Source organism: Rhizobium album, from assembly GCF_003122325.1.
In the GTDB taxonomy this organism is placed as follows: Bacteria; Pseudomonadota; Alphaproteobacteria; order Rhizobiales; family Rhizobiaceae; genus Metarhizobium; species Metarhizobium album.
In genome coordinates this window covers 378,749-403,498 of sequence record NZ_QFBC01000003.1, presented here as the reverse complement: position 1 = coordinate 403,498, position 24,750 = coordinate 378,749, and the positions used below count along the sequence as shown (strand labels likewise).

Below are 24,750 nucleotides of genomic sequence, written 5' to 3'. Positions count from 1 at the left end.
AGAGGTCTAGCCTGCCGGGTTTGGTGTTACAAGGCCGGCCGCGCGTCGCAGCCGGTCGTTATCAATGCGGATGATGGGCGGCGATTTCCGCCAGTTGCTGCTGGTTCTGCTCGGTGCCCTGGCGCATCTGGTTCATGCGGGCGGCCACCAGCGCATCGGTGGGGCTGGCTTCCGGTGTCCAGGGTTTGCGACCCTTGAGCACGCCGGATTCATGGACGATCTCGGCGACATATTCCTCCTGGCGGTAGGCCATGACGTGAACGCCGGAAACGCCCTTGATCTCCTTCACCTCGTTGATGATGTCGATGCAGAGCTGCTTGCCTTCCTTCTTCTGGTCCTCGGCGCCTTCCAGGCGCTTGATGACCGCGTCGGGAATATGGATGCCCGGCACGTTGGAGCGGATCCACTTCGCCGTCTTGGCCGAAGCGAGCGGCCCGACGCCGACGAGGATGAAGCATTTTTCGTCGAAACCGAGGTCGCGGACCTTGTCCATGTAGGCGCGGAACATCGGCACGTCGAAGCAATACTGGCTCTGGACGAACTGCGCGCCGGCCTCGATCTTCTTGCCGAGCCGGTAGGGACGGAAATCGTAAGGTGGGGCGAAGGGATTGATGGCGGCGCCGAGGAACACCTGCGGCGGCGTCGTCAGTTTTCGGCCGGAGAGGAATTTGCCGTTGTCACGCATGACGCGCACGGTTTCGAGCAGCGACATGCAGTCGAGGTCGAAGACCGGCTTGGCGCCCGGCTGGTCGCCGGCCTGCACGCCGTCGCCGGTCAGGCACATGATGTTCTGCACGCCCATGGCCGAAGCACCGAGCACATCGCCCTGGATGGCGATGCGGTTCTTGTCGCGGCAGGCGATCTGCATGATCGGGGCGTAGCCCATGCGTGTCAGCAGCGCGCAGATGCCGACCGAGGACATGTGGCAGTTGGCGCCGGAGGCATCGACGGCGTTGATGCCGTCCACCCAGCCGTCGAAGACGGCGGCGCGTTCGTAGACGTCCTGCGGATTGGCGCTGTCGGGCGGGTTGAGCTCGGCGGTGACGGCGAATTCCCCCCGGCGCAAGACGCGCTCCAGCCGGCCGCGCGACGAATGGCCGGGAAGCGGATCGAGCGGCGCGCCGGGATCGAAAGGATTGATGTCGGGGCTCATGCCTGCACTTCTTTCTTTTCCGCTTCGCGTTTCGCCGCGGCTTCGGCGGTGACGCGCAGCCAGGACGAGGTTTCCCGGAGCGACTGGTTCACCGGCTTCTGCACGTTGAGGATCGCCTGTCCCCCCGTCATGTTCTGCGATCCCTTCCAGGCCTGCACCCAGACGCAGGGCATGTCCGGCTCGACCTCGCAATTGCCGTTGGCGCGTACGCCGCCGCAGGGGCCGTTGCGCAACTGCTTCGGGCAATTCATCGGGCAGGACATGCCGGTCGACGACAGGGCGCACTGGCCGCACATGCGACAGTCGAACAAGAGGCCCTTGACGTTGCGCTCGATGAAGGTGATCGGCCGTTCGACGCGGCCGTAGCCGATGGCGTTCCACAGCGGATGCAGCATCAGGAAGGCATTGGCGAAGCGGTGGTAGAACCACTCGAAGAAACGCGAATGGCGCACGGCCCAGAGCCGGATGGTATAGCTGCGCCGCGCACGGCGGTTCGGCGAAACGCCGGCCGGGGTGAAGGCGCCTGTGGCGGCCTTCTTGGCGGGGGCGGCGTTGCCGGGTTTTGCGTCAGCCATTATCGCGGCCTCCGGCCTTGACCAGCGCGACCAGCCGCTCGCGGTCATAGGCCGCTTCGATTTCGGCCACGGCGGTGTCCGCCTCGGCTTCCAGATCGTCCGACGATACCGGCACCGGATCGGCCTTGCGCCATTCGGCGAGATAGTCGCCGGATTCGGCGGCACCCGTGCGCATGGCGGCCATGTCGATCGCTTCGGTGAAGCGCAGCGACAATTCGCGCTTTGCCGATTTGCGCCCCTGCTTGATGATGACCTGTGCGGGGATATCCCGCCAGAAGACGACGATGCGGTCGGCCATGCGTTGAAACTCCTCTTTGGGTCACATTGCACGCGCGCCTCGTCATTGACTTGGCTCGCGACGACGTCGCGCAAGATCAAAAACGACGTGGGCTCAGTTTACCACACGCCTTTTGCGACGCCATTCCAAAGCCAGGTCCAAAGGGAAGGATTGTAATGCATTTTCGAAGTGCCGCCCGCCTGGTACGGCTTCAGCGTTCCGGTCAGCGCGTCGTCCAGCGCCTGCACGACCGAAGGGATCGCCGCCGCCGTCAGAAGCAGCGGATAGGTCATCATCGTGTCGCTTTTTTCGGGGCTCGGCCGTATTTCGTAGAGCGAGCCGCCGGTATCGACACCGGCATCGACGAGATGCACCGTAGCGCCGAAATTCTGCCGGTCGCCGTTTGCCAGAGCCCAGTAGCCGCCCATTTGGCCGCGATAGGCCGGATTGATGCCGGCATGCAGGTTGATCACCGGGCAGGGGATGGCAGCCAGTGTCTGCCGGCTGAGGAGGCGACAGGAGACGGTGACCACCGCCTTCGGCTGCAGGCGGGCAACGGCATCATGGCAGGCCGGATCGTTGAGCGACGGCACATGGATGACGCTGACCTTCGGATTGTCAGCATCCGAAAGCCCGTGGGCGGCGATGATGGCCTCGCTGCGCCGCCGCACGGCATTTTTGCCCAGGCGCGACACGACCATCGTCGCCAACTGGCCGAAGGCGACGATCCAGCCGAGTTTTTTCGCGCGTCGCCTGAGCAGCACGGATTTTGCCTCCGGCCGTTCTTCGATGACGGTGAGATTGGGAAACATCGGTGCCAACGCATTGATCACCAGGCGCGGATTGGCGCCGCCGGCGGTCATCAGGATGACGGCGGCGTTGCGATGGGAGGCGGTTTCGGCATGGTGCGACATGCGGGGGAGTTTGGGAAAGCAGAGCTTAGGACGGTGTTAACGGCGGTGCCGTCCTCGTCGACTTGGTAAACCAATGGTTAGCGGCTGGCCGTCAGCAACTCCGTCTGCAGATCACCATATCCCGTGTGGCGGTATTCGTAGGCGACACCGAGATAATCGGCAGCCCACTTCGCCTTTTCCTGCAGGGCGGGGTCTTCCACCTGCGACAGGTACACCAGCTTGGTGTAGTGGGCGAAATACATGTCCTTCAGTTCCGGATGCCTGTCGAGGCCCAGCGGCACGATGACAAAGGCCTCGAACTGGCGGGCGAGGAAGTCGGTAAGGAAAAAGGCGGTGACATCGTCTTCCCAGCGGGCGGCGAAATCCGCGTTACCGGCAAAGAAGGAATAACAGTGCGGGCCGGACAACCGTTCGATGCCTTCGCGTTCGCAGATCTTGTCGATGGCGCCGCCGGTGCCGCAATCGGCGTAACCGATGAAGATTTTCTCGATGCCGCGGCCGCGGGCCTCCACGATAGCCTGCTCCAGTCCGGGCGCGATGCGCTGCGGATGGGCGTGCCAGATGGCGGGAAGACAGGTCAGCTCGATATGGTCGAGCCCGTTGAGTTTCTGCACCGCCAGAACTTCGCGTGCGATGGCGCCGCAGGCGATCACATGAACTTTATCGCCGGCCGTGCGTTCTCCGGGAGAACCCGACCTATCGGGTTCGCGATCATCAGTTTGCATGGAGAAGGATCCCCGCCATGGCATTTGCAAAATTCTCGAAAATCGCCGTCTGCTGCCTGACGCTCGTGGCATTGACCGCTTGCGGCAATACCATTCGCGGCATGGGCCGGGACACGGCCAATGCCGTCGATGCCACTCAGGACGCCGGACGGTCGGTCGAGAGGGCCGCCCAATAAAATGGGGTCTCGGTGGCGGCAGATCAAGCCGCCACCGGTGCCTGTCGATCAGTGGGCGTTCGACGCCAGCTGGTTGTGCTTGCGCTTGATGAAGTCCTTGGCCGTTTCCACGGCAATCGCCGCATCGCGGCAATAGGCATCGGCGCCGACGGCCTTGCCGAATTCTTCGTTCAGCGGCGCGCCGCCCACCAGCACGATATATTCGTCGCGCATGCCCTTTTCCTTCAAGGTGTCGATGACGACCTTCATGTAGGGCATGGTGGTGGTCAGCAGTGCGGACATGCCGAGGATATCCGGCTTTTCCCGCTCCAGTGCTTCGAGATAGTTCTCGACCGGGTTGTTGATGCCCAGATCGACAACGTCGAAGCCGGCGCCTTCCATCATCATGCCGACGAGGTTCTTGCCGATGTCGTGGATGTCGCCCTTGACGGTGCCGATCACCAGCTTGCCCTGCTTCGGCGCACCGGTGGCGGCCAGCAGCGGGCGGAGAATGGTCATGCCTGCCTTCATCGCGTTGGCCGAGAGCAGAACTTCCGGCACGAAGAGGATGCCGTCGCGGAAGTCGATGCCGACGATGCGCATGCCTTCGACGAGTGCCTGGGTGAGCACGTCATAAGGAGCCCAACCGCGAGAAAGGAGGATGTTGGTACCTTCCTCGATCTCTTCCTTGAGGCCGTCGTAAAGATCGTCATGCATCTGTTGCACGAGTTCATCGTCAGAGAGATCTGCGAGGATGATTTCGTCGTCGGACATTTTCGGGTTCCCGGGTTGGTGATGCGGAGCAAATCGGTCAGGCGACCTTGCCTTATCCACAGTTAAACCTCAATGACCGGGAACCTGTTTTCGAAAGCGACGTCGCGATAAGAAAAAGCGACGATATCCGGCAAGTCGTGATAACGGCGCCGGTTTTCCGGCATTTCGACGGCCTCCAGCTGTGAAAAATGATTTCCGTCAGCCGGGAGCGCGACGATTGCATGATTTTACGGAAAAAAATACGATCCGCGGACAGGTCGGAAATGAGGGCAAAAGCCTGTTTCCATGTCTGCCCTGCGCAAATGGGTGGCGTTTTGAGGAATGTTCCAAATGCGAAATCGGCTAGCATGGGATAAAAGGTGAGGCGCATTCAGCGCGATTTGAGGAAGCATCATGGATGAGAAGATCGAACAGGCGGAAACGTCTAACGAAGGCGGCGGCCGCCGGGCACGCGGCGAGGGCCGGGGAGCGGCAGCACGCCGCGCTTCACGCAGCGGCGGCGGGCCAGGCCCGTCCCTGCCTTACGTCCAGCGCAAGATCCCGGTCTATGAGGTCCTTGATGAGGACGGCCTGCAACTGATCGAACGCAACGCCGAAACCGTGCTGGAAGAAATCGGCATCGAGTTTCGCGACGACGCCGAGGCGCTGGCGCTGTGGCGCGAGGCCGGCGCCGACGTCAAGGGCGAGCGGGTGCATTTCCCCCGCGGCCTCTGCCGCGAGTTGCTCAAGACCGCGCCGAAGGAATTCACCTGGCATGCGCGCAATCCGGAGCGCAGCGTGCGCATCGGCGGCAACGCCACCGTCTTCGCCCCGGTCTACGGCCCTCCGTTCGTGCGTGACCTCGACGGCCAGCGTCGCTATGCGACGATCGAGGACTTCCGCAATTTCGTGAAGCTCGCCTACATGGCGCCATCGATGCACTCGTCGGGCGGCACGGTTTGCGAACCGGTCGACGTTCCGGTGAACAAGCGTCACCTCGACATGGTCTACAGCCATATCAAATATTCCGACAAGCCGTTCATGGGCTCGGTCACCGCACCGGAACGCGCCGAAGATACGGTCGCCATGGCCAAGCTGGTGTTCGGCGACGATTTCGTCGAAAACAACTGCGTGACGCTCAACCTGATCAATGCCAACTCGCCGATGGTCTTCGACGAGACGATGCTGGGCGCGCTCAAGGTCTATGCCCGCCATAACCAGGCCTCGGTCGTTTCGCCGTTCATTCTGTCGGGTGCGATGAGCCCGGTCACCGTCGTCGGCACGCTGACGCAGATCCTTGCGGAAGTTCTGGCCGGCGCCTCCTTCACCCAGTTGATCCGCAAGGGGTCGCCGGTGTTGTTCGGGACCTTTGCCGCGTCGATCTCGATGCAGTCGGGCGCGCCGACCTTCGGCACGCCGGAACCGTCGCTGGTCTCCTACGGCGCCGCGCAGCTTGCCCGTCGCCTCGGCCTGCCTTTCCGTACCGGCGGTTCGCTCTGCGGTTCCAAGGTGCCGGATGCCCAGGCCGCCCACGAATCGGCGGCGACGCTGAACATGACGCTGCTGGCCGGAACCAACTTCGTGCTGCATGCGGCCGGCTGGCTGGAAGGCGGCCTGGTTTCGTCCTACGAAAAATTCATGATCGACCAGGACCAGCTCGGCATGATGCAGAAGATGGCGATGGGCATCGATTTCTCCGCGGACGGCCAGGCGATGGACGCGATCCGCGAAGTCGGTCCCGGTAGTCATTACCTCGGCTGCTCGCACACCCAGGCGAACTTCCAGACCGCCTTTTACCGCTCGCCGCTGACCGACAACAACTCCTTCGAGCAGTGGGAAATCGAAGGCGAGAAACGCATCGAGCAGCGCGCCAACGCCCTTTGCCGCACCTGGCTCGAGCACTATGAAGCACCGCCGCTCGATCCCGCCATCGACCAGGCACTGCTGGACTACATCCAGAAGCGCAAGGATTCCATGCCGGACGCCTTCACTTGAAGAGAGCCCGATGCCGCCAGGGAGCAAGGCGGTGCAAAGTCCGTCGCCGACTGGATCCAGAAAGAAGTCTGGCGACCGCACTATGAATACAAGGGGCCGCAGTGACCGGCGGCCCCGATCCCCTGATCGACATCCGTGCGGCGCTTGCGCCGCACGGTATTTTTTTGCGCGGACAGGTGGATTTCAGCGAGACGGGCGGGGGGCCGCTGCTTCCGGACGGCGAGCGGGCGAAAACCGTGGTGCTGCTCGGCAATATCGGCGGATCGCTGTGGCCTGCGTTCGAGCGCTGGCACGTTAGCCATCCGGTAACCGATCCGCTCGACAACTGGTCGAAGGCAATCATCCGTCCGGTGGCGGAAGCGGCCGGCGCCGTCGCATTTTTCCCCTCCGATCCGCCGTGGCAGCCGTTCCAGCAATGGGCGATGCGCGCCGAAGGGCTGAAAGCCTCGCCGCTCGGCATCCTCATTCACCCGCAATACGGGCTCTGGCACGGATATCGTGGTGCCCTGGCATTCCGGCAGGCACTTGCACCTGCTTCAGTTTTTTGCGCGGCGCCACATCCTTGCGATGTCTGCGAGACGAAGCCTTGCCTGAAGAACTGTCCCGTCTCGGCGGTCACCGCGCAGGCTTTCGACGTCGGCGCCTGCCGCTCGCATCTTGCCACGGCTGCAGGTCAGGTTGGGTGCATGCAGGCGGGGTGCCTAGCCCGTGATGCCTGTCCCGTCGGCGCCGAATACCGCTATCCGGCAGCGCAACTGCGCTTTCACATGGCAGCACTTTCGCTGTGAGGCGCGACCATTCCATCTTTTGCCGCATTGCTTGCCAATGTCAGGCGATGTTGTCTCGTCTCCATCGAAAGCCGCGATTCCCGCGGCACAAGGATTTTTGCGATGCGGTTTCTCTTGAAGCTGATGGCGGTCTCCGCGGCACTCTTTTCAGGTCATGTCGCCATGGCCGGTGAAACATGCCGCAGCGTGATGCATCTCGGCCAGCCCTATACGGTCTGCAGCTTCGATCCCGCCCGGAGCGAGATCCGGCTCTATCACAGCAATTATGCCGGCAAGCCGTATGGCAGTTTTCGCGCAATGCTGGACGATGTTGCCGTCGACAGGACCACGGTGCATTTCGCCATGAACGCCGGCATGTATCACCATGACCTGTCGCCGGTCGGCCTTTATGTCGAAAACGGCATCGAGCGGCAGAAGGTCAGCACCAAGGCCGGATGGGGGAATTTTCACCTGCTGCCGAACGGCATCTTTTACGTCGACGGCAAAAAAGCCGGCGTGATGGAAACGACCGCCTATCTCGCGACCGGCATGAAATCCTGGTACGCGACGCAATCCGGGCCGATGCTGGTGATCGACGGCAAGATCCATCCGCGTTTCATCCCCGACAGCGACAGCCTGCACATCCGCAACGGCATCGGCGTCGACGGCAAGGGCATTGTCCATACCGTGGTTTCGGAACGGGCGGTGCGATTCTACGATCTCGCGCTGCTGTTCAGGGACGAACTGGGATGCGCCAACGCGCTGTTTTTCGACGGCACGATTTCCAGCCTCTACGTGCCGGAGATGAAGCGGCACGATGGTCTCTTTCCCGTCGGGCCGATCTTCGCCGTGGTGACCAGCCGTCCCGGCTGAGGCCCGCGCGTCAGATCTTCGCCTTTGGGTAGGCCTTTTCCAGGCCGCCGGAGCGCGTCAGGCCGGATTTGAACGCGGCATAGGCGGGATGCTGGCTTTGCCGGGCCGTCTCGTTGAGGCGAATCTGCAGCCTGTCGGGCGCCATCTCCCCAAGCCACTGGCCGCACTTCTCAAGCTTCAGCGAGTTGAGAAAATGCGCCTTGGAGGCGTTGTGAAGGTAAAGCTCGATCCCCTGGAGCAAGCTCTCGTCCTGCTGCGGATTTTCCATCAAAAGCTTGAGAAAGGACTGGTCGGCATCGCCGAAGCTCGCCAGCTTCTCGGCGACGGTATCGCGATCCGGGAAAGAAATGGGGATGGCCTGCATGGGTAAAACCGGGCTCTTGTCTGTTTGATTCGAAGCAAGAATGCATAGGAAGAAAGCCGGCGTGCGGCAAGCGCCTCACATCGGCCTTGTTCCAAAGGGGTGCACGCGCGGCGGCAGGGCGGGTACGTCGATATGGTCCGGCTCCAGCCCGGCTTTCGCCCTTTCGGCCATCATCTCGTAGGCCTGTTCCAGATGGCGGGTGAAACGCTCGGTATCGAAGAGCGGGGCCGAGAAGCGGTTGTCGGCAATTTTCTGCCGGATGGCGGCGCGTTTCTCATGATCCCTGGCGAGCTCGACGCAGAGCCGGACATAATCGTCGTCATCCGCTGCCACGAGTTCCGGCACGCCGAGTGCGTTCAGCAGGCTCTCGGAGACGCGCGAGGCGAAGTTGCTGCCCTTTTTTGTCGCGACGGGCAGGCCTGCCCACAGCTTGTCGGAGGTGGTGGTGTGGCCGTTGTAGGGAAATGTGTCGAGGCCGATGTCGGCCGCTTGCAGTCGGGCGACATGCGGGCCGTAGGCGGCGCTGGCGGCAAATCGGACGCGCTCGACGTCTATGCCGCGTGATTGCATGTAGTGCAGGAAGCTTTCCTGGGCGAAAGCGTCGGTGCACATGATCCAGAGAAGGCTGTCGCCAGTCGCCTCGAGGATCCGCACCCACAGCTCTGCCGTAGCGGGCGTGATCTTGCGGTGGGCATTGAAGGAAGCGAAAACGATCCTGTCTTCTGGCAGGCCGAGGCTTTCGCGGGATGCCGGCGGCGGCAGCTCGCGAAAACGGCCGTCGTTCGACTGATAAGTTTCCGGTAAGCGGCAGAGCTTTTCATGAAAATAGGGCTTGGAACTGTCCGGCGTAACGACGGTATCGGTGATCGCGTAGTCGCAATCGATGCCGCTGCCGGTGCCGGGATAACCGAGGTAGGCAACCTGGATCGGCGCCAGCCCGCGGTTGACCAGATCGATTCGGGCGCCCTTCGTGTGGCCCTTCAGGTCGATGAGGATATCGATGCCCTGATTGCGGATGCGTTTCTCGGCGGCCTGGTCATCGAGATGGCCGATCGGCACGAGACCGGGATATTGCCGGCGCATACCCTTGTCGAGGGCGATCAAGTCCGATGGCGTATAACAAAACAGGGTAACGTCGAATTTTTCGCGGTCATGAGCGAGGATGACGCTTTGAAACAGGCGCATCGTCGCATGCTGGTCGGAAAAGTCGTTGGACAGGTAGCCGATGCGGATTTTCTCGCCCCAGCGATGCGGCCGGGCGCGCCGCGCGGCGCGGGCCTCCGCGGTGAAGGGTTTACCGTCCTGGACCCGGGTAATCCTGGCATTGATCGCTTCGTCGCCGCACCAGGTGATGTGATCGAATGCCGCCTCGATGCCGAAAAGCACCGCATTGCCGGCCTTCATCCCCGCAAGAAAATCCGCATGGGCCTGCTCGGCCTCATCCAGACAAAGCGACACCTGCAGGATACGCCTGTAGGCCTCTTCGGCATTGCTATCGAAGCCGTGGCCTCGCGCTGCCTCGCGCGCCGTGACAAGAGCCTCCTGCGTCTGGCCGGCACGCGATCGCATCTTCGCGGCGAGCGTCCGCAGGATCGCTGCCTCTTTGCCTGTCTGTAAGTTGGCTGCCCTCGCGTAATATTCGGCAGCCTCGGGGTATTGCTGGGTTTTGGAATGGCATTGGGCCGCAATCAGCAGTGCTTCGGGTGGGACGACAGGCCGCTGCAGCACCGGCGAAAGAAGAGTGATGGTCTTCTTGTAGTTTCCGGATTTGTAAGTTTGAAGAGCCTTTTGAAGATGAATTGACATCAATGCGCCTGTCGTCGTTTCCCTGTTGGTGGCAGTCTAGGCGGCGAGGCTGTCGCAAGGCTGGTGGAAACGTGTCCCTGGGGGCCTCGCTGAGCCAACTGTCGGCGCGGGGCAACGGTTGACAATTCTGGCAGCATACAAAAGGCTCGGGCCGAAATCGCCTCGATTCGACGGACGAATGTCGTTCGCGCGGGCAAGGATTTCCGGAGCCGAAAATGACACTGCTGTCTCTTTGTATGCCCAGCAACCGCAAGTTTGAGGCGTCACGCCGTTCCATCGAGACAGCGCTTGACTATTGTGCGGCTCGGGATGCGTTTTTGGTCGTTGCCGACAATTCCGGAGATGCCGAGAAGAGGGAATACTGGTCACGCCACCCGTCGCGCCTGACCTACTTGAACACTGATGATTTCGATGTTGGGCGGAATTTCCTCGCCGCGATCGGTGCGGCCGAAACGCCGTTCGTGATGATGATGGGTGATGATGACGAAATCGCCTTCAATGCACAGATCCAACCCGTCGATCTGGCTTCGCTGCCCGTCGATCATCTCGGCGTCCGGCCCTTGACACAAGTGTTCTTAACCGGTCGCGGTGTCGTACGTGTTCAAGAGTTCGGACTCGTCGAAAACGATCCGGTAGGGCGGATCATGGAGTACAGCAAGCTGGCGGGCGGCGACAACAGCGCTTTCTACAGCATCTTTCGCAGGGAGCCTTATGCCGATCTGATGCAGCTTTTTGCCGATCATCATCCGACAAGAGGCGCTTATTGCGATTGGGCCCAGGTAACGGCGCTGTTTGCCTATGGGAAGATGGCTTATGATCCGAGCACGGTGTTTAAATACAATAAGGATCAGTGGTCGAACATCCAGAAGATCGAGAAGCAGGTCGTTCGTTTGTTCGTGGAAGCCGGCTTGCCTGCCGATTCCGAAAAATACGATGCCTTACTGCGGTTTCTCGATCTTTTCGTCTTTTTGTCCCGACCTCGCTCGCCCCTTGCGGCGACGGAATCGCAAGAGGCGCTTGCTTTTCTGTCGGGTGCTTTCTTCAATATCTACCTGCGGCAGGTCAAGCAATCCCCTGAGAAGTACAGCGAGACCATGCAGTATCTTGTCGATCTGGCGCTCGAAGAAGTCGATATGATGTCGCGTTTCCATATCGCGCTGGTGATGGCAGACAATATCAAGCCTGGCCTGAAGAACGGTTACATCGAGTTCTACAAGGCCGCCCAGGCCTGACAGGCGGAGCGCCGGCAGGCCGATCGGCGAGCCATCAGCCCCGGCGCCGACCGCGTTCCCGGGGGGGAGCGGCGGGAGCTTCGTTTGCCGTCTTGTTGCGCAGCGGCCCGATCCTCTCGACGATATCGCCAAGGGTCGGGCGCGGCGACGGGGTGTAGCTATCCAGCGCCCGGCGCATGGCGGCAAGATGGTCGCACGACGTGCCGCAGCAGCCGCCGATGATCTTGGCGCCGGCATCGCGGGCGAGGCGGGCATAGTCGGCCATCAGCGGCGGCGTGCCGGAATAGTGGATTTCCGAACCGCGGAATTCGGGAATGCCGCAATTGCCCTTGACGATCACCGTCGCAGCCGGATCGGCCTCGGTCATGTCGAGCAGGCTGGAGAGAATATCGGACGCGCCGACGCCGCAGTTGGCGCCGACGGCAACCGGACCTTCACCGATATCGGCCGCGACACCATGAATATCCCTGGGCGGCAGGCCCATCATGGTTTTTCCCGCCGTGTCGAAGGAGCCCGTATAGGTGTAGGGCAGGCCGACCTTGACGGCGGCTTCCGCCGCAGCGCGGATCTCGTCCGGAGACGACATGGTTTCGATCCAGGCGATTTCGGCGCCGCCTGCCTTCAGGCCTTCGATCTGCTCGGCAAAGGCTGCCACGGCGTCTTCGTAGGTCATGGCGCCGAGCGGCAGCAGCAATTCGCCGGTCGGGCCGACGGAGCCGGCAACGATGACCTTGCGGCCGGCGCCATCGGCCACGGCGCGGGCGATCTCGGCAGCCTTCCTGTTGATCTCGAACACGCGATCGGCGGCGTGGTGCAGCTTCAGACGGTGGCGGGTGCCGCCGAAGGTATTGGTGAGGATGATGTCGGCGCCGGCGTCGACGAAGTCCTGATGCAGCTTGGTGATGTTTTCCGGTCTGGCTTCGTTCCAGAGCTCGGGCGCCTCTCCCGCTTCGAGGCCCATTGCGAAAAGGCTGGTTCCCGTTGCGCCGTCGGCCAGCAGGACACCTTTTTCGTCAAGGAGATCGGACAGGGGATTGACGGTGCTCATGGTGGTCCTCTTTGGTAAGTTTCAGAAAGATATAAATATATCTTTATGTGATTGCAACAGACAAGCGCCCGGCATGCCTGTCCGAACAGAAGAAAGGCGCCTTGCGGGCGCCTTTCCGGAGTGTTTTGCGATGAGGGCGATCAGGCGGCAGCCTGGGTCAGATGGCTGGTCGGCGTCACCATCGCGGCAATGACCATGTGCAGGTCGATGGCGCCGATCGGCCTGCCGTTGGCATCCACGACATGTGCCTGGCTCTGGCCGGTATCGGTGAGCGTCTTGGCGATGGCTTCCAGAACCATGTCATCGGCAATGGGCATGCCTTCCGGCGAACCGGTGAGCGGTTTCATGATCGTTTTGGCCTGGACGACGCGGCCGCGATTCACTTCCTTGACGAAGGCGGTGATATATTCGTCGGCCGGCGCCAGCACGATTTCCTGGCCGGTGCCCTGCTGCACCACGCGTCCGTCGCGCAGAATGGCGATCTTGTCGCCGAGGCGTAGCGCCTCGTCGAGATCGTGGGTGATGAAGACGACGGTCTTCTTCAGTTCCTTCTGCAGGTCGAGAAGCACCGTCTGCATGTCGACGCGGATCAGCGGATCGAGGGCCGAATAGGCCTCGTCCATCAGCAGGATGTCGGCATCGTTGGTGAGTGCGCGGGCCAGCCCGACACGCTGCTGCATGCCGCCCGAAAGCTGGTTCGGATAATGCTTCTCGAAACCCTTGAGCCCGACACGCTCGATCCAGTGTCGTGCCCGCTTGACGCTTTCGTCGCGGTCGATGCCCTGGATCTCCAGCCCGTAGACGGTATTGTCGAGCACGGTGCGGTGCGGCAGAAGGGCGAACTTCTGGAAGACCATGGCGGTCTTGTGGCGCCGGAATTCCCGCAGATCGCTCTCGCTCATCTTGCAGACGTCGACGCCGTCATACAGGACTTCCCCCGACGTCGGGTCGATCAGCCGGTTGATATGGCGGATCAGCGTCGACTTGCCGGAGCCGGAAAGACCCATGACGACCATGACGCCGCCGGCAGGCATGGAGATGTTGATGTTCTGCAGGCCAAGCACATGGCCGTACTTCTCGTTCAACTCGCCCTTGCCCAGGCCGTTTTCGACGGCCTGCACGAAATCCCGTCCGCGCGGGCCGAAAATCTTGTAGAGGTTTTTGACCTCGATGCCGTGACTAGCCATGGATGACCTCCGAATGCTTCTGGAGACGCCTGCCGTATGCCTGGCTTGCGCGGTCGAAAATGATGGCGATGGCAACGAGCGCGAAGCCGTTGAGGAAGCCGACGGTGAAGAACTGGTTGGTGATTCCCTGCAGGACGTTCTTGCCGAGGCCGCCGACGCCGATCATGGATGCAACGACCACCATGGCCAAAGACATCATGATCGTCTGGTTGATGCCGGCCATGATGGTTGGCAAGGCAAGCGGTATCTGGACGTTTTTCAGCTTTTGACGGTTGGATGAGCCGAAGGCGTCCGCAGCCTCCAACACTTCCTTGTCCACCAGGCGAATACCAAGGTTTGTCAGGCGTATCATCGGGGGAACGGCGTAGATGACGACGGCGATCAGGCCGGGAACCTTGCCAATTCCGAAGATCATGACGACGGGAATGAGGTAGACGAAACTCGGCATGGTTTGCATCACGTCGAGAATCGGGTTGACGATCGACTGGATCCGGTCCGAACGGGCCATGAGGATGCCGATCGGAATACCGATGACGATCGAGATCAACGTGCAAACGGTGACCATGGCGAGCGTTATCATCGTATCGTTCCATAGCCCGACCAGCCCGATCAGGAGCATGGACAGCACCGTCCCGATGACGATCTTCATGTTGCGGCTGGCGAGATAGACGATCGCCGTCATGCCGATGAGGATGATGATCCACGGCGTGTTGACGAAAAAATCCTGCAGCCAGTTCAAGAACCATTGCAGCGGTTGCATGATGGTGGTGAGAACATCACCATAGCTGCGAACGAAAGCCTTGAAGCTCAGATCGACCGATTTCTTGAATTCCCGCATGAGATTTTCATCAAAGGCGGGAAAATTGCAGAATAAATTCGGCAAGAAACTACATTGAGCCATATTGTTCCCCATCTTAGCCGGCTTTTGCCGGACTTCGGTCTGCGTGAGGACCAGCGCATCCGATGTTTTGTGCGTGCGTGCGTGATACGTCTACAGGACTCCCGAAAGACAGCGTGTATTGTTTGCGACGCTGACGTGCTTCTTGCCGAGGTTGCAGGAATAGTTCTGCCTGTCGTCGGGAAATCAACAAGAGCCTGTGGGGATGGCGGACCGACAAGGCCCGCCATCCCATCGATACGCTCGCTTAGAGAGCGGCCTTGACCTTTTCGGCGACATCGGGGGCGACCCATGTCGTCCACATGTCCTGGTAGTCTTTCAGGAAGTGCTTGGCAGCGTCTTCGTTGGTGCCCTGGTTTTCATCCATCCAGGCGAGAACCTTGCCAACGGTCTGGTTGTCCCATTTGCGGGTCTTGACGTAATCCATCGCGACGCCGGCCTTGTCGGCGAAATTCTTGGTCACGATCGTATAGACGTCGGAGGTCGGATAGGCGTTGACCTTCGGAGCGGCGCAATCCGGCACCGCCGTGCAGGCGTCCCATTCCTTCTTGTCGTGCTCGACGCCGAAGGAAAGCTTGGTCATCTCGTATTTGCCGAGGATGGCGGTCGGAGCCCAGTAATAACCCAGCCAGCCCGTCTTCTTTTCGAAGGCATTGGCAATCGAACCGTCGAGACCGGCCGCAGAGCCGCTGTCGACGAGCTGGAAGCCGGCTTTATCCGCTTCGATCGCCCGGTAGAGGTTGGACGTCGAAACTTCGCAGTTCCAGCCGGCGGGGCAATTGATAACGGCGGCCTTGGACGGATCTTCCGGAGCCGGGAACAGTTCAGGATGCTTCAGCGCGTCCTGAACCGTCTTGATATCCGGATGAGCATCGGCGAGGAATTTCGGAATCCACCAGCCTTCGACGCCGCCGTCGCTGAGCAGCGGCGCGGCCTGGATGAGGCGGCCTTCCGCAACCGCGGCATCAAGTGCCGTGCGCACGGAGTTGACCCAGAATTCCGGAGCCATGTCCGGCTCGCCCTTTTCGTTCATCGAGGTGAAGGTCGGCATGGTGTCGCCGGTGACCAGCGTCACGTTGCAGCCATAACCGTTTTCCAGGATGATCTTGTCGACATAGGCCGCGACGCCGGCCGAGGCCCAGTTCATTTCGGCGATCGATACGTCGCCGCAATCCGCCTGAGCGGCACCGGCGAAAGCCAAAAGGCCGCCGGCGAGGAAAGTCGAAGCGATCAGCTTCTTCATGTGTTAAGACCTCCCAGTCTTAGTGTGCAGTGCCCGAAAGTAGGGCGGACCGGATCACTGCGGCATCCCGGCCAGCCGATAGCGAGGTTTTCAAGCGCGGCTGTCGTGTCCGCGTGGGAGACGGACTGTCAGAACACGCACCGTTGCGTTTGTTTTTGGAGTGGCAGCGGAACCCTGTCTTTGCCACGTTTGTTGCACCGGTTGAGGGTAGCCTACGGTTTCCGAAACAGAAATCAACCTCACAGCTGCGTCATCCGGCGTCGCGGCACCGTAGCAAGCCATTGTAACAGTTCGATTTGCCCGAATTTATCGCATTTGCGCCCGGGACCGGTGCGGGAAATGCCCTGTTTTTTTCTTATGACAGGGCTGAAATATTTTTATGACTGAATGTCACCTGCGAAATGAGACGAAAGCTGTCCAGATCGCGCCTTTGCGAGAGAAAGATTTTTTTTAGCAAATTTCGCAAAAAAAAACGAAATTCACCTTTGGTTAATCGCTTGATAACGCTCCGGTAAGAATGTCGGGCTAAAGATTGGTGCGTGGCGAGAGTTGGTCACACAGGCTCCGGATCAGGTTTTGCGTACCGGGGCAGCGCGCCTCGAGTTGAGTTCAAGAGGCGGCCTTGTATTGGCAAGCCGCGTGGAAGGATCGGTTCCACGCGGCTTTCGCACCCAGCTCGCCAACCGATCCCAAGCTCTCATGTTCGCATTCGAGGGTCTGGATTTATCGGGCATGTCGCCCGTACCCCATTACAAAAAAACCACCGGGCGAGAGCGTCCGGTGGTTTTTTCGTATTTGGAATGCGCGAAGGAGGCAATTCGCGACGGGAATTTGTAAAATTCAGCCGGCGTTGCGCGTGCGGATGAAGCCGAGCGTGCCGAAGCTGGTGTCCAGTTGCTGCAGGCGGTTGTCCATGCCATAACGCGGCGCCGTGGAACCCCAGGCGATCTCGACAGAGTTTTTCTTGCGGAAGATGTACAGCATGGGTGGTTTCCTCGTATGCCGACCGGATCGGCTCTGTGTTTCTGTTGAAGCTTATATACGCCCGGACGGCCGTCTGATCAATGGCTGGAGTCGTCGTGTTATGTCGTAAATCGACAAATATTCACGTTTGAAGTTTTTAAGCTGGGCCGGTGAGGCGGAAACCATTGAGGGATGTGGCAAAAGCATGGCTGATATGCGGAAAATCAAGGGTTTTTGTCCAGTTCTGGCTGGGCAGGGGAGAGGTGCATGATGCGGGCGATCATGCTGCAGGGGACGGGCTCGGATGTCGGAAAAACGGTATTGGTGGCCGCCTTGTGCCGCCTGGCTGCGAACCGCGGCCTGACGGTCCGTCCGTTCAAGCCGCAGAACATGTCGAACAATGCCGCCGTATCGGATGACGGCGGCGAGATCGGCCGGGCGCAGTGGCTGCAGGCCTGGGCGGCGCGCGTGCCGTCTTCGGTGCACATGAACCCGGTGCTGCTCAAGCCGCAATCCGACATCGGCAGCCAGATCATCCTGCAAGGCAAGGTCTGGGGACAGGCGAAGGGGCGGGACTACCAGCGCCTCAAGCCGCAACTGATGGAAGCGGTGCTCGAAAGCTTCGACATCGTCGGCAGGGATGCCGATCTCGTGCTGGTCGAGGGGGCCGGTTCGCCGGCCGAGATCAATCTGCGCGCCGGCGACATCGCCAATATGGGATTTGCGACACGCGCCGGCGTGCCCGTGGTGCTGGTCGGCGACATCGATCGCGGCGGGGTCATCGCCTCGCTGGTCGGCACACACGCGATCCTGCCGGAAGAGGACCGGCGCATGATTGCCGGCTACATCATCAACAAGTTCCGTGGCGACGTGACGCTGTTCGACGACGGCATTCGCGTCGTGGAAAGGTTTACCGGCTGGCCATGCTTCGGCGTGGTGCCGTGGCTGAAGGCGGCGGGCCGTCTGCCGGCGGAGGATTCGGTGGTGCTCGAAAGGCTGGCGCGGCCGCAGGGCAAGGCGCTCAAGGTTGCCGTGCCGGTGTTGCCACGCATCGCCAATTTCGACGATCTCGACCCTCTGGCGGCAGAGCCCGAGGTGGAGCTGGTTTTCGTCCGTGCCGGCGAGCCTCTGCCCGCCGATGCCGGATTGATCGTCCTGCCGGGGTCGAAATCGACGATTTCGGACCTGCGGGATTTCAAGGCGGCGGGATGGGATGACGATCTCCGTCGCCACGTGCGGCGCGGCGGCCGGGTCATCGGCGTCTGCGGCGGCTATCAGATGCTCGGCCGGGTGGTGCGCGATCCGCTGGGCATCGAGGGGAGCATCGTCGAAGCCGAGGGGCTCGGCCTGCTCGACGTCGAGACCGACATGGCGCCCGAGAAGACGGTGCGCAACAGCGAGGCGTGGTCCGTCGAATACGACGTGCCGCTGACGGGATACGAGATCCACCTCGGCGTGACGCGCGGCGGCGATTGCGACCGGCCCTTCATTCGCATCCACGGCCGGCCGGACGGGGCGGTCTCGGCCGATCGCCGCGTTGCCGGCAGCTATCTGCACGGACTGTTCGCCAGCGACGCCTTTCGCGCCCGGCTGCTTGCCGATTTCGGCATCGGTTCGCGGCAGGATTACCGCGCCTCCGTTGACGCGGCGCTCGACGAGGTTGCCGCCGAGCTGGAAAGCGTGCTCGATCCCGCGTGGCTGGACAGGCTGCTGGGCGGCAATGGCGCCTGAGTTGCCAAGCTTTTGCCCGACGCTGCGGAGGCGCATGCCAGGATGACCTTGCGCAAACCATCCCTTTGCCGTTCCCTTGCCTTGCCGCCTCACAGATCGGGGCGGCGGCGCATTTGCGGCATCGGATGGCGACGGCCGCAATTGACTCGATGACGGCGACTGCTTACATCGTCGCATGATTTTGCATGGTTCCCTGGTCGTGAGACGATCGGGGATGAAAAGGGAATGTGGAAGGACGGACCCAAGCCGGGCGTCCCCATCACAGCCGACCCCGCGACTGTAGAACGGTCAGGGGCATTCGTCGGGTGTCGACCCGTCTTTCCTGATGGCGCTGCATGGTGCAGGCCCGGGAAAGTCAGGGAAGCCATCGGAAAAGCCACTGGCATGGCAATGTGATCAACCGGGGTTGGACGCCTCTCAAGTCTACGAATCGTCCGCCTCTTCACGATTGCCGCCGGGAAGGCGAGAATGCCCCGCCGGCGCTGCTTCGAGCGCCTGAGACCGCGAGCCAGGAGACCTGCCGTGCTGCCGGGCATCATGCCCATCCCGGGGAAAATCCCCGCTGCCTGCACGGAGGTTGTCATGGCTGCTGTTTTGTCCGGTTGCGGCCGGATCCTGTCTTTTGCGGCTGCCGCATGCGGGCGACCCGACTGACCATGCCGGCATCTTTTTCCCACGCTGCTCTTGTCCTCGGCGGTGCCCGTTCCGGAAAGTCCCGTTTTGCCGAAAAACTTGCCCACGACAGCGGCCTCGATCGCCATTACGTCGCGACCGGCCGGGCTTTCGACGACGAGATGCAGGCGCGCATCGCCAAACACCGCGCCGACCGCGCCGATGCCGGCTGGACGACGCATGAAGAGCCGCTCGACCTCGTGGGCACGCTTTTGTCCGCCGACGCGCCCGGCCGTGTGATCCTCGTCGACTGCCTGACCCTCTGGGTCACCAATCTCATGATGGCGGAGCGGGATGTGGAGGCGGAAGGCCGTGCGCTCGCCGCCCATGTGCCGCTTGCCAAGGCCCGGCTGATCTTCGTTTCCAACGAGGTCGGCCTCGGCATCGTTCCCGAAAACAGGATGGCGCGGGCGTTCCGCGACCATGCCGGACGGCTGCACCAGTGGATGGCGGCCGAAGCACAAGACGTTTATTTTGTCGCGGCAGGCCTGCCGCTGAAGATGAAGGGTTGACCCGATGAACCAGGAAAAAATCCCCGCCACCGTCATCACCGGCTTTCTCGGCGCCGGCAAGACGACGATGATCCGCAATCTGCTGACCAATGCCGGCGGCAAGAAGATCGCGCTGATCATCAACGAATTCGGCGATCTCGGCGTCGATGGCGACGTGCTCAAGGGCTGCGGCGCGGAAAACTGCACCGAGGACGACATCATCGAGCTGACCAACGGCTGCATCTGCTGCACCGTCGCCGACGATTTCATCCCGACCATGACCAGGCTTCTGGAACGTGAGAACCGCCCCGACCACATCGTCATCGAAACCTCCGGCCTTGCCCTGCCGCAGCCGCTGGTCGCCGCCTTCAACTGGCCGGATATCCGCACCCAGGTGACGGTGGACGGCGTGGTGACCGTGGTCGACAGCGCCGCCGTCGCCGCCGGCCGGTTTGCCGACGATCACGACAAGGTCGACGCCCAGCGGGCCGAGGACGATTCGCTCGATCACGAAAGCCCGATCGAGGAGCTGTTCGAGGACCAGCTGACCTGCGCCGACCTCATCGTGCTCAACAAGACCGACTTGCTTGACGCCGCCGGCATCGACAGTGTGCGCAGCGAAGTGGCCTCGCGCACGGCCCGCAAGCCGACGATGATCGAGGCGAAGAACGGCGACGTGCCCGCCGCCGTGCTGCTCGGCCTCGGCATCGGCACGGAAGCCGACATCGCCAACCGCAAGTCGCACCACGAGCTGGAGCATGAAAGCGGCGAGCCGCACGATCACGACGAGTTCGACAGTTTTATCGTCGAGCTCGGCCCGGTCGCCGATCCGGCCGCCTTTGTTGAGAAGCTGAAGCCGGTCATCGCCGAACACGACGTGCTGCGCCTGAAGGGTTTCGTCGATGTGCCCGGCAAGCCGATGCGCCTGCAGATCCAGGCCGTCGGCAGCCGCATCGACCACTATTTCGACCGCGCCTGGACCCCCGGCGAAGACCGCGCCACCCGCCTGGTCGTCATCGGCCTGCACGACATGGACGAGGCCGCGGTGCGGGCGGCGATGGCTGGGTTGGTCTAAGACCAGTCCACGCATATATTGAAAGGTAGCGATGCATCTTCTTCTTGCCCAGAAAGGATCGATCGCGGATGGTGACGAGGCCGTCGATCTTGGCCAGTCGCCCGGCGACATTCTTTTCCTGTCCGCCGCCGACACCGAGCTTGCGGCGGTCGCTGCCGCCCACGGCGAGGGCGGCGGGCGGTCGCAATTGCGGCTCGCCAGCCTGATGAGCCTGCGCCACCCGATGTCGGTCGATACCTATATCGAGCGCACGGCGCGGCATGCGCGGCTGATCGTCGTGCGGGCGCTGGGCGGGGCGAGCTATTTTCATTATGCGCTGGAAGCGCTGCATGCGGCCGCACGGCGCCATGGCGCGATGATTGCGGTGCTGCCGGGCGATTCCAAGGCGGATCCAGGGCTCGCACCGTTTTCCAACGTCGCGCTCGACGATCTCAACGGGCTCTGGTCCTACCTGATCGAGGGCGGTGCGGAGAATTATCGTGCTTTTCTCGATTACGCCGCCGCACTTGTCACTGGTGCGGCAAAGCCGGCGCCGGCAACGCCGCTGGCCAAGGCCGGCATCTGGTGGCCGGGCAGGGGCGTGGTGACGATCGACGAATGGCACGAGCTTTCCGCGACCCGGCCGGAGGCGGCCGGGCCGACCGTCGCCATTTCTTTCTATCGCGCCCTCGTCCAGAGCGGCGAGACGAAGCCGGTCGAGGCGATGATCGAGGCCTTGCAGGCAGAAGGGCTCAGGCCGCTGCCGGTTTTCGCCTACAGTCTCAAGGACGGCGATTCGATAACGGCAATCGGTGATGTTTTCGCGGCAGTGCAGCCTGCCGTGGTCGTCAATTCCACCGGATTTGCGGTTTCGGCACCCGCTGCCGACCGCAAGCCGACCGTGCTCGAATCGAACGGCGCCGTCGTGCTCCAAGCGATCTTTTCGGCCTCGTCGCGGCAAGCGTGGGCCGCTTCGGCGCAAGGCTTGTCCGCCCGCGATCTCGGCATGAACGTGGCGCTGCCCGAGGTCGATGGCCGGGTGCTGTCGCGGGCCGTCTCGTTCAAGTCGGCGGTGCGCTTCGACGAGCGGGTCGAGACCAATATCGTCACTCATGAGCCGGATACCGGACGCATGGCTTTTGTCGCCCGGCTTGCCGCCAACTGGGCGCGGCTGCGCAAGCTGCCGGCGGCGGAGCGGCGCATCGCCGTCGTGCTCGCCAACTATCCGAACCGCGACGGCCGCCTCGGCAACGGTGTTGGTCTGGATACGCCCGCCGGCACCGTCGAGGTGCTGAAGGCGATGCGAGACGAAGGTTATGCCATCGCCGATCTGCCTGCGGACGGCGATGCACTGATCCGCTACCTCATGGACGGTCCGACCAATGCGGCGCGGGACGGCCGGGTCATTCGCGAAAGCCTTTCGTTGAATCAATACAAGGCGTTCTTCTCGTCGCTTCCGGTTCAGATTCAGGATGAGGTGACAGGTCGCTGGGGTGCGCCGGAGGCCGATCCGTTCTTCGACGACGGGTCTTTTGCCCTGTCGCTCGCACGCTTTGGCGGTATCATGGTCGGTATCCAGCCGGCGCGCGGTTATCAGATCGATCCGAAGGAAAGTTATCATTCTCCCGATCTGGTGCCGCCGCACGGTTATCTCGCCTTTTATGCCTATCTGCGGCAGGTCTACGGCGCCGACGCCATCGTCCATATGGGCAAGCACGGCAACATGGAGTGGCTGCCGGGCAAGGCGCTCGCCCTGTCGGAGAGCTGCTATCCCGAGATTGTCTTCGGCCCGACGCCGCATCTCTATCCGTTCATCGTCAACGATCCGGGCGAAGGCAGCCAGGCGAAGCGCCGGTCCGCTGCCGTCATCATCGGCCATCTGACGCCGCCGCTGACGCGGGCGGAGAGTTACGGGCCGCTCAAGGATCTGGAAGCGCTGGTCGACGAGTACTACGAAGCCTCCGGCGTCGATCCGCGCCGCCTGAAACTGTTGCGCAAGCAGATCCTCGATCTCGTCACCGATATCGGCCTGGACCGCGATGCCGGCATCGAGAAGGGCGAGACGGAAGAGAAGGCGCTGGAAAAGCTCGACGCCTATCTCTGCGACCTCAAGGAAATGCAGATCCGCGACGGCCTGCACATTTTCGGCGTATCGCCGTCGGGAAAGATGCTCACCGACCTGACCGTGGCGCTCGCCCGCGTGCCGCGCGGTCTTGGCGAGGGGCGCGACCAGAGCCTGCAGCGGGCGATCGCGGCAGATGCCGGGTTGGCCGTGGGGACCGATGATAGCCGTTTCACATTCGATCCGCTGGATTGCGACATGGCGGCCGAATGGATCGGTTCGCGCCCCGACTTGCTCGCCGGCCAGTCCAGCGACATCTGGCGCTCCAATGGCGATACGGTCGAGCGCATCGAGATCCTTGCCGGCCGGCTGGTTTCCGGCGCGCTTGCCTGCCCGGAAGGCTGGGCGGCGACGCGGCTGGTGCTCGAGGAGATCGAGGCGCGGCTGAAACCGTCCGTCGAAGGATGCGGCGCCGCCGAAATGGCCGGCATTCTCGCTGGTCTTGCCGGCCGTTTCGTGCCGCCCGGTCCATCCGGGGCGCCGACGCGCGGCCGTCCGGACGTGCTGCCCACCGGCCGCAATTTCTATTCCGTCGACAGCCGCGCCGTGCCGACGCCGGCGGCTTACGAGCTGGGGCGCAAATCCGCGGAACTTCTGATCCGCCGCTATGTGCAGGATCACGGCGACTGGCCGCAGAGTTTCGGCTTGACCGCCTGGGGCACCTCGAACATGCGCACCGGCGGCGACGACATCGCGCAGGCCTTGGCGCTGATCGGCGTCAAGCCCGTCTGGGACATGACCTCGCGGCGCGTCACCGGCTACGAAATCATTCCGCCGGCGCTGCTGAGACGGCCGCGGGTGGATGTCACCCTGCGCATTTCCGGCTTTTTCCGCGATGCCTTTCCCGAGCAGATCGCGCTGTTCGACAAGGCGATCCGGGCCGTTGGCGGGCTGGACGAAGAGGCATCGGACAATCCCATCGCCCGGCGCATGCAGCAGGAAACATCGCGCCTCGTCGCCAGCGGCCTCGATGAGAGGGCTGCCGCGCGCCGCGCCGGCTACCGTGTCTTCGGTTCCAAGCCGGGTGCCTATGGCGCCGGGTTGCAGGCGCTGATCGACGAAAAGGGCTGGGAAAACCGCGCCGATCTGGCCGAAGCCTATCTGGTCTGGGGCAGTTATGCCTACGGCGCCGATGCCGAGGGCCATGCCGAACGCGGCCTCTTCGAGGAGCGGCTGCGCTCGATCGAGGCCGTTATCCAGAACCAGGACAACCGCGAGCACGACCTGCTCGACAGCGACGACTATTACCAGTTCGAAGGCGGCCTGTTCGCGGCGGTCGAAAAACTCTCCGGCCTCGGCCCGCGCGTCTACCACAACGACCATTCCCGCCCGGAAAAACCGGTCATCCGCTCGCTGGAAGAAGAGATCGGCCGTGTCGTGCGCGCCCGCGCCGTCAATCCGAAGTGGATCGAGGGCGTGATGCGGCATGGCTACAAGGGAGCGGCGGAGATCGCCGCCACGGTGGATTTCCTTTTCGCTTATGCCGCGACGACCGGCATGGTCTCCAATCACCATTTCGATGCCGTCTACCAGGCCTATGTCGTCGATGAACGCGTGCGGCAATTTCTCGCAGAGAAAAACCCGGCGGCACTCGACGAGATCAAGGCGAAGATGCTGGAGGCGATCGATCGTGGGCTGTGGACGCCGCGCTCCAATTCGGCGCGCTTCGACCTGGGCAGGGCCGCGGCGCTGACGATGGACGGCTGAGCGATTCCAGCAAAAGTGCGCAGCGGTTTGCGTCCGGAATTGCGT

Annotated in this window: 22 protein-coding genes and 1 riboswitch; of the genes, 9 read left to right on the top strand and 13 right to left on the bottom strand. The window is 62.3% G+C overall.

Features of this window, described 5'->3' with window-relative positions; translation table 11 throughout:
* Nucleotides 1-61: 61 nt before the first annotated feature.
* The 5 genes from DEM27_RS10160 to DEM27_RS10140 all read right to left on the bottom strand — a co-directional run bounded on the left by DEM27_RS10160 (nucleotide 62) and on the right by DEM27_RS10140 (nucleotide 3,644).
* On the bottom strand, nucleotides 62-1,153 hold the full coding sequence (locus DEM27_RS10160) for a methylenetetrahydrofolate reductase (RefSeq protein ID WP_109458093.1): 1,092 nt from the start codon (nucleotides 1,151-1,153) through the stop codon (nucleotides 62-64).
* A complete protein-coding gene (locus DEM27_RS10155) occupies nucleotides 1,150-1,728 on the bottom strand; it encodes a methylenetetrahydrofolate reductase C-terminal domain-containing protein (RefSeq protein WP_109458092.1) in 579 nt (192 codons plus the stop codon). The genes DEM27_RS10160 and DEM27_RS10155 overlap by 4 nt, the downstream gene beginning before the upstream one ends.
* A complete protein-coding gene (locus DEM27_RS10150) occupies nucleotides 1,721-2,026 on the bottom strand; it encodes a virulence factor (protein WP_109458091.1) in 306 nt (101 codons plus the stop codon). Before DEM27_RS10150 ends, DEM27_RS10155 begins: the two co-directional genes overlap by 8 nt.
* 98 nt (nucleotides 2,027-2,124) lie before the next feature.
* Nucleotides 2,125-2,919 carry a formyl transferase gene (locus DEM27_RS10145; RefSeq protein WP_109458090.1) on the bottom strand — a complete coding sequence of 265 codons (795 nt, stop codon included), beginning with the start codon at nucleotides 2,917-2,919 and terminating at the stop codon, nucleotides 2,125-2,127.
* A gap of 77 nt (nucleotides 2,920-2,996) precedes the next feature.
* Nucleotides 2,997-3,644, bottom strand: a complete 648-nt coding sequence (locus DEM27_RS10140; protein ID WP_109458089.1) for a DUF1638 domain-containing protein — start codon at nucleotides 3,642-3,644, stop codon at nucleotides 2,997-2,999.
* A gap of 17 nt (nucleotides 3,645-3,661) precedes the next feature.
* Between DEM27_RS10140 and DEM27_RS10135 the strand changes: the two genes are divergently transcribed.
* Nucleotides 3,662-3,820 carry an entericidin domain-containing protein gene (locus tag DEM27_RS10135; RefSeq protein WP_109458088.1) on the top strand — a complete coding sequence of 53 codons (159 nt, stop codon included), beginning with the start codon at nucleotides 3,662-3,664 and terminating at the stop codon, nucleotides 3,818-3,820.
* Nucleotides 3,821-3,868: 48 nt separating this feature from the next.
* Here the strand turns inward: DEM27_RS10135 and DEM27_RS10130 are convergent, their stop codons facing one another.
* Nucleotides 3,869-4,573 carry a corrinoid protein gene (locus DEM27_RS10130; RefSeq protein ID WP_109458087.1) on the bottom strand — a complete coding sequence of 235 codons (705 nt, stop codon included), beginning with the start codon at nucleotides 4,571-4,573 and terminating at the stop codon, nucleotides 3,869-3,871.
* A 393-nt stretch (nucleotides 4,574-4,966) separates the two neighbouring features.
* On the opposite strand from DEM27_RS10130, the gene DEM27_RS10125 reads away from it, so the two are divergent.
* The 3 genes from DEM27_RS10125 to DEM27_RS10115 all read left to right on the top strand — a co-directional run bounded on the left by DEM27_RS10125 (nucleotide 4,967) and on the right by DEM27_RS10115 (nucleotide 8,187).
* Nucleotides 4,967-6,547 carry a trimethylamine methyltransferase family protein gene (locus DEM27_RS10125; RefSeq protein WP_109458086.1) on the top strand — a complete coding sequence of 527 codons (1,581 nt, stop codon included), beginning with the start codon at nucleotides 4,967-4,969 and terminating at the stop codon, nucleotides 6,545-6,547.
* Nucleotides 6,548-6,648: 101 nt separating this feature from the next.
* Nucleotides 6,649-7,335, top strand: a complete 687-nt coding sequence (locus tag DEM27_RS10120) for a ferredoxin (protein ID WP_109458085.1) — start codon at nucleotides 6,649-6,651, stop codon at nucleotides 7,333-7,335.
* A gap of 102 nt (nucleotides 7,336-7,437) precedes the next feature.
* On the top strand, nucleotides 7,438-8,187 hold the full coding sequence (locus DEM27_RS10115) for a phosphodiester glycosidase family protein (protein WP_205908886.1): 750 nt from the start codon (nucleotides 7,438-7,440) through the stop codon (nucleotides 8,185-8,187).
* A 10-nt stretch (nucleotides 8,188-8,197) separates the two neighbouring features.
* On the opposite strand, the gene DEM27_RS10110 is transcribed toward DEM27_RS10115, so the two are convergent.
* Nucleotides 8,198-8,551 (bottom strand): hypothetical protein, encoded by a 354-nt coding sequence (locus tag DEM27_RS10110; RefSeq protein ID WP_109458084.1) that lies wholly within the window; start codon nucleotides 8,549-8,551, stop codon nucleotides 8,198-8,200.
* A gap of 75 nt (nucleotides 8,552-8,626) precedes the next feature.
* A complete protein-coding gene (locus DEM27_RS10105; protein ID WP_109458083.1) occupies nucleotides 8,627-10,357 on the bottom strand; it encodes an O-linked N-acetylglucosamine transferase, SPINDLY family protein in 1,731 nt (576 codons plus the stop codon).
* A gap of 215 nt (nucleotides 10,358-10,572) precedes the next feature.
* Here DEM27_RS10105 and DEM27_RS10100 point away from each other — a divergent pair, with 215 nt between their 5' ends.
* Entirely contained in the window at nucleotides 10,573-11,589 is a 1,017-nt protein-coding gene (locus DEM27_RS10100; protein ID WP_128755474.1) for a glycosyltransferase family 2 protein, read from the top strand.
* 34 nt (nucleotides 11,590-11,623) lie between these two features.
* Here the strand turns inward: DEM27_RS10100 and bmt are convergent, their stop codons facing one another.
* The 5 genes from bmt to DEM27_RS33935 form a co-directional block, all read right to left on the bottom strand.
* Nucleotides 11,624-12,637: a betaine--homocysteine S-methyltransferase gene (bmt, locus tag DEM27_RS10095; protein ID WP_109458081.1), complete on the bottom strand. Its 1,014-nt coding sequence runs from the start codon at nucleotides 12,635-12,637 to the stop codon at nucleotides 11,624-11,626.
* A gap of 140 nt (nucleotides 12,638-12,777) precedes the next feature.
* Nucleotides 12,778-13,824, bottom strand: a complete 1,047-nt coding sequence (locus DEM27_RS10090) for a quaternary amine ABC transporter ATP-binding protein (protein ID WP_109458080.1) — start codon at nucleotides 13,822-13,824, stop codon at nucleotides 12,778-12,780.
* On the bottom strand, nucleotides 13,817-14,725 hold the full coding sequence (locus DEM27_RS10085; RefSeq protein ID WP_109458079.1) for an ABC transporter permease: 909 nt from the start codon (nucleotides 14,723-14,725) through the stop codon (nucleotides 13,817-13,819). The genes DEM27_RS10090 and DEM27_RS10085 overlap by 8 nt, the downstream gene beginning before the upstream one ends.
* A gap of 244 nt (nucleotides 14,726-14,969) precedes the next feature.
* Nucleotides 14,970-15,965 carry an ABC transporter substrate-binding protein gene (locus DEM27_RS10080; protein ID WP_109458078.1) on the bottom strand — a complete coding sequence of 332 codons (996 nt, stop codon included), beginning with the start codon at nucleotides 15,963-15,965 and terminating at the stop codon, nucleotides 14,970-14,972.
* A gap of 840 nt (nucleotides 15,966-16,805) precedes the next feature.
* Entirely contained in the window at nucleotides 16,806-16,949 is a 144-nt protein-coding gene (locus DEM27_RS33935) for a hypothetical protein (protein ID WP_165823386.1), read from the bottom strand.
* A gap of 246 nt (nucleotides 16,950-17,195) precedes the next feature.
* Between DEM27_RS33935 and DEM27_RS10075 the strand changes: the two genes are divergently transcribed.
* The 4 genes from DEM27_RS10075 to cobN all read left to right on the top strand — a co-directional run bounded on the left by DEM27_RS10075 (nucleotide 17,196) and on the right by cobN (nucleotide 24,705).
* Nucleotides 17,196-18,659, top strand: coding sequence for a cobyric acid synthase (locus DEM27_RS10075; RefSeq protein ID WP_109458077.1), 1,464 nt, complete (start codon nucleotides 17,196-17,198; stop codon nucleotides 18,657-18,659).
* Nucleotides 18,660-18,828: 169 nt separating this feature from the next.
* A riboswitch (cobalamin riboswitch) is annotated at nucleotides 18,829-19,198 on the top strand.
* 117 nt (nucleotides 19,199-19,315) lie between these two features.
* A complete protein-coding gene (cobU, locus tag DEM27_RS10070; RefSeq protein WP_109458076.1) occupies nucleotides 19,316-19,843 on the top strand; it encodes a bifunctional adenosylcobinamide kinase/adenosylcobinamide-phosphate guanylyltransferase in 528 nt (175 codons plus the stop codon).
* Nucleotides 19,844-19,847: 4 nt separating this feature from the next.
* Entirely contained in the window at nucleotides 19,848-20,897 is a 1,050-nt protein-coding gene (gene cobW / locus DEM27_RS10065; RefSeq protein ID WP_109458075.1) for a cobalamin biosynthesis protein CobW, read from the top strand.
* Nucleotides 20,898-20,928: 31 nt separating this feature from the next.
* Nucleotides 20,929-24,705: a cobaltochelatase subunit CobN gene (cobN, locus tag DEM27_RS10060; RefSeq protein WP_109458074.1), complete on the top strand. Its 3,777-nt coding sequence runs from the start codon at nucleotides 20,929-20,931 to the stop codon at nucleotides 24,703-24,705.
* Nucleotides 24,706-24,750 lie beyond the last annotated feature (45 nt).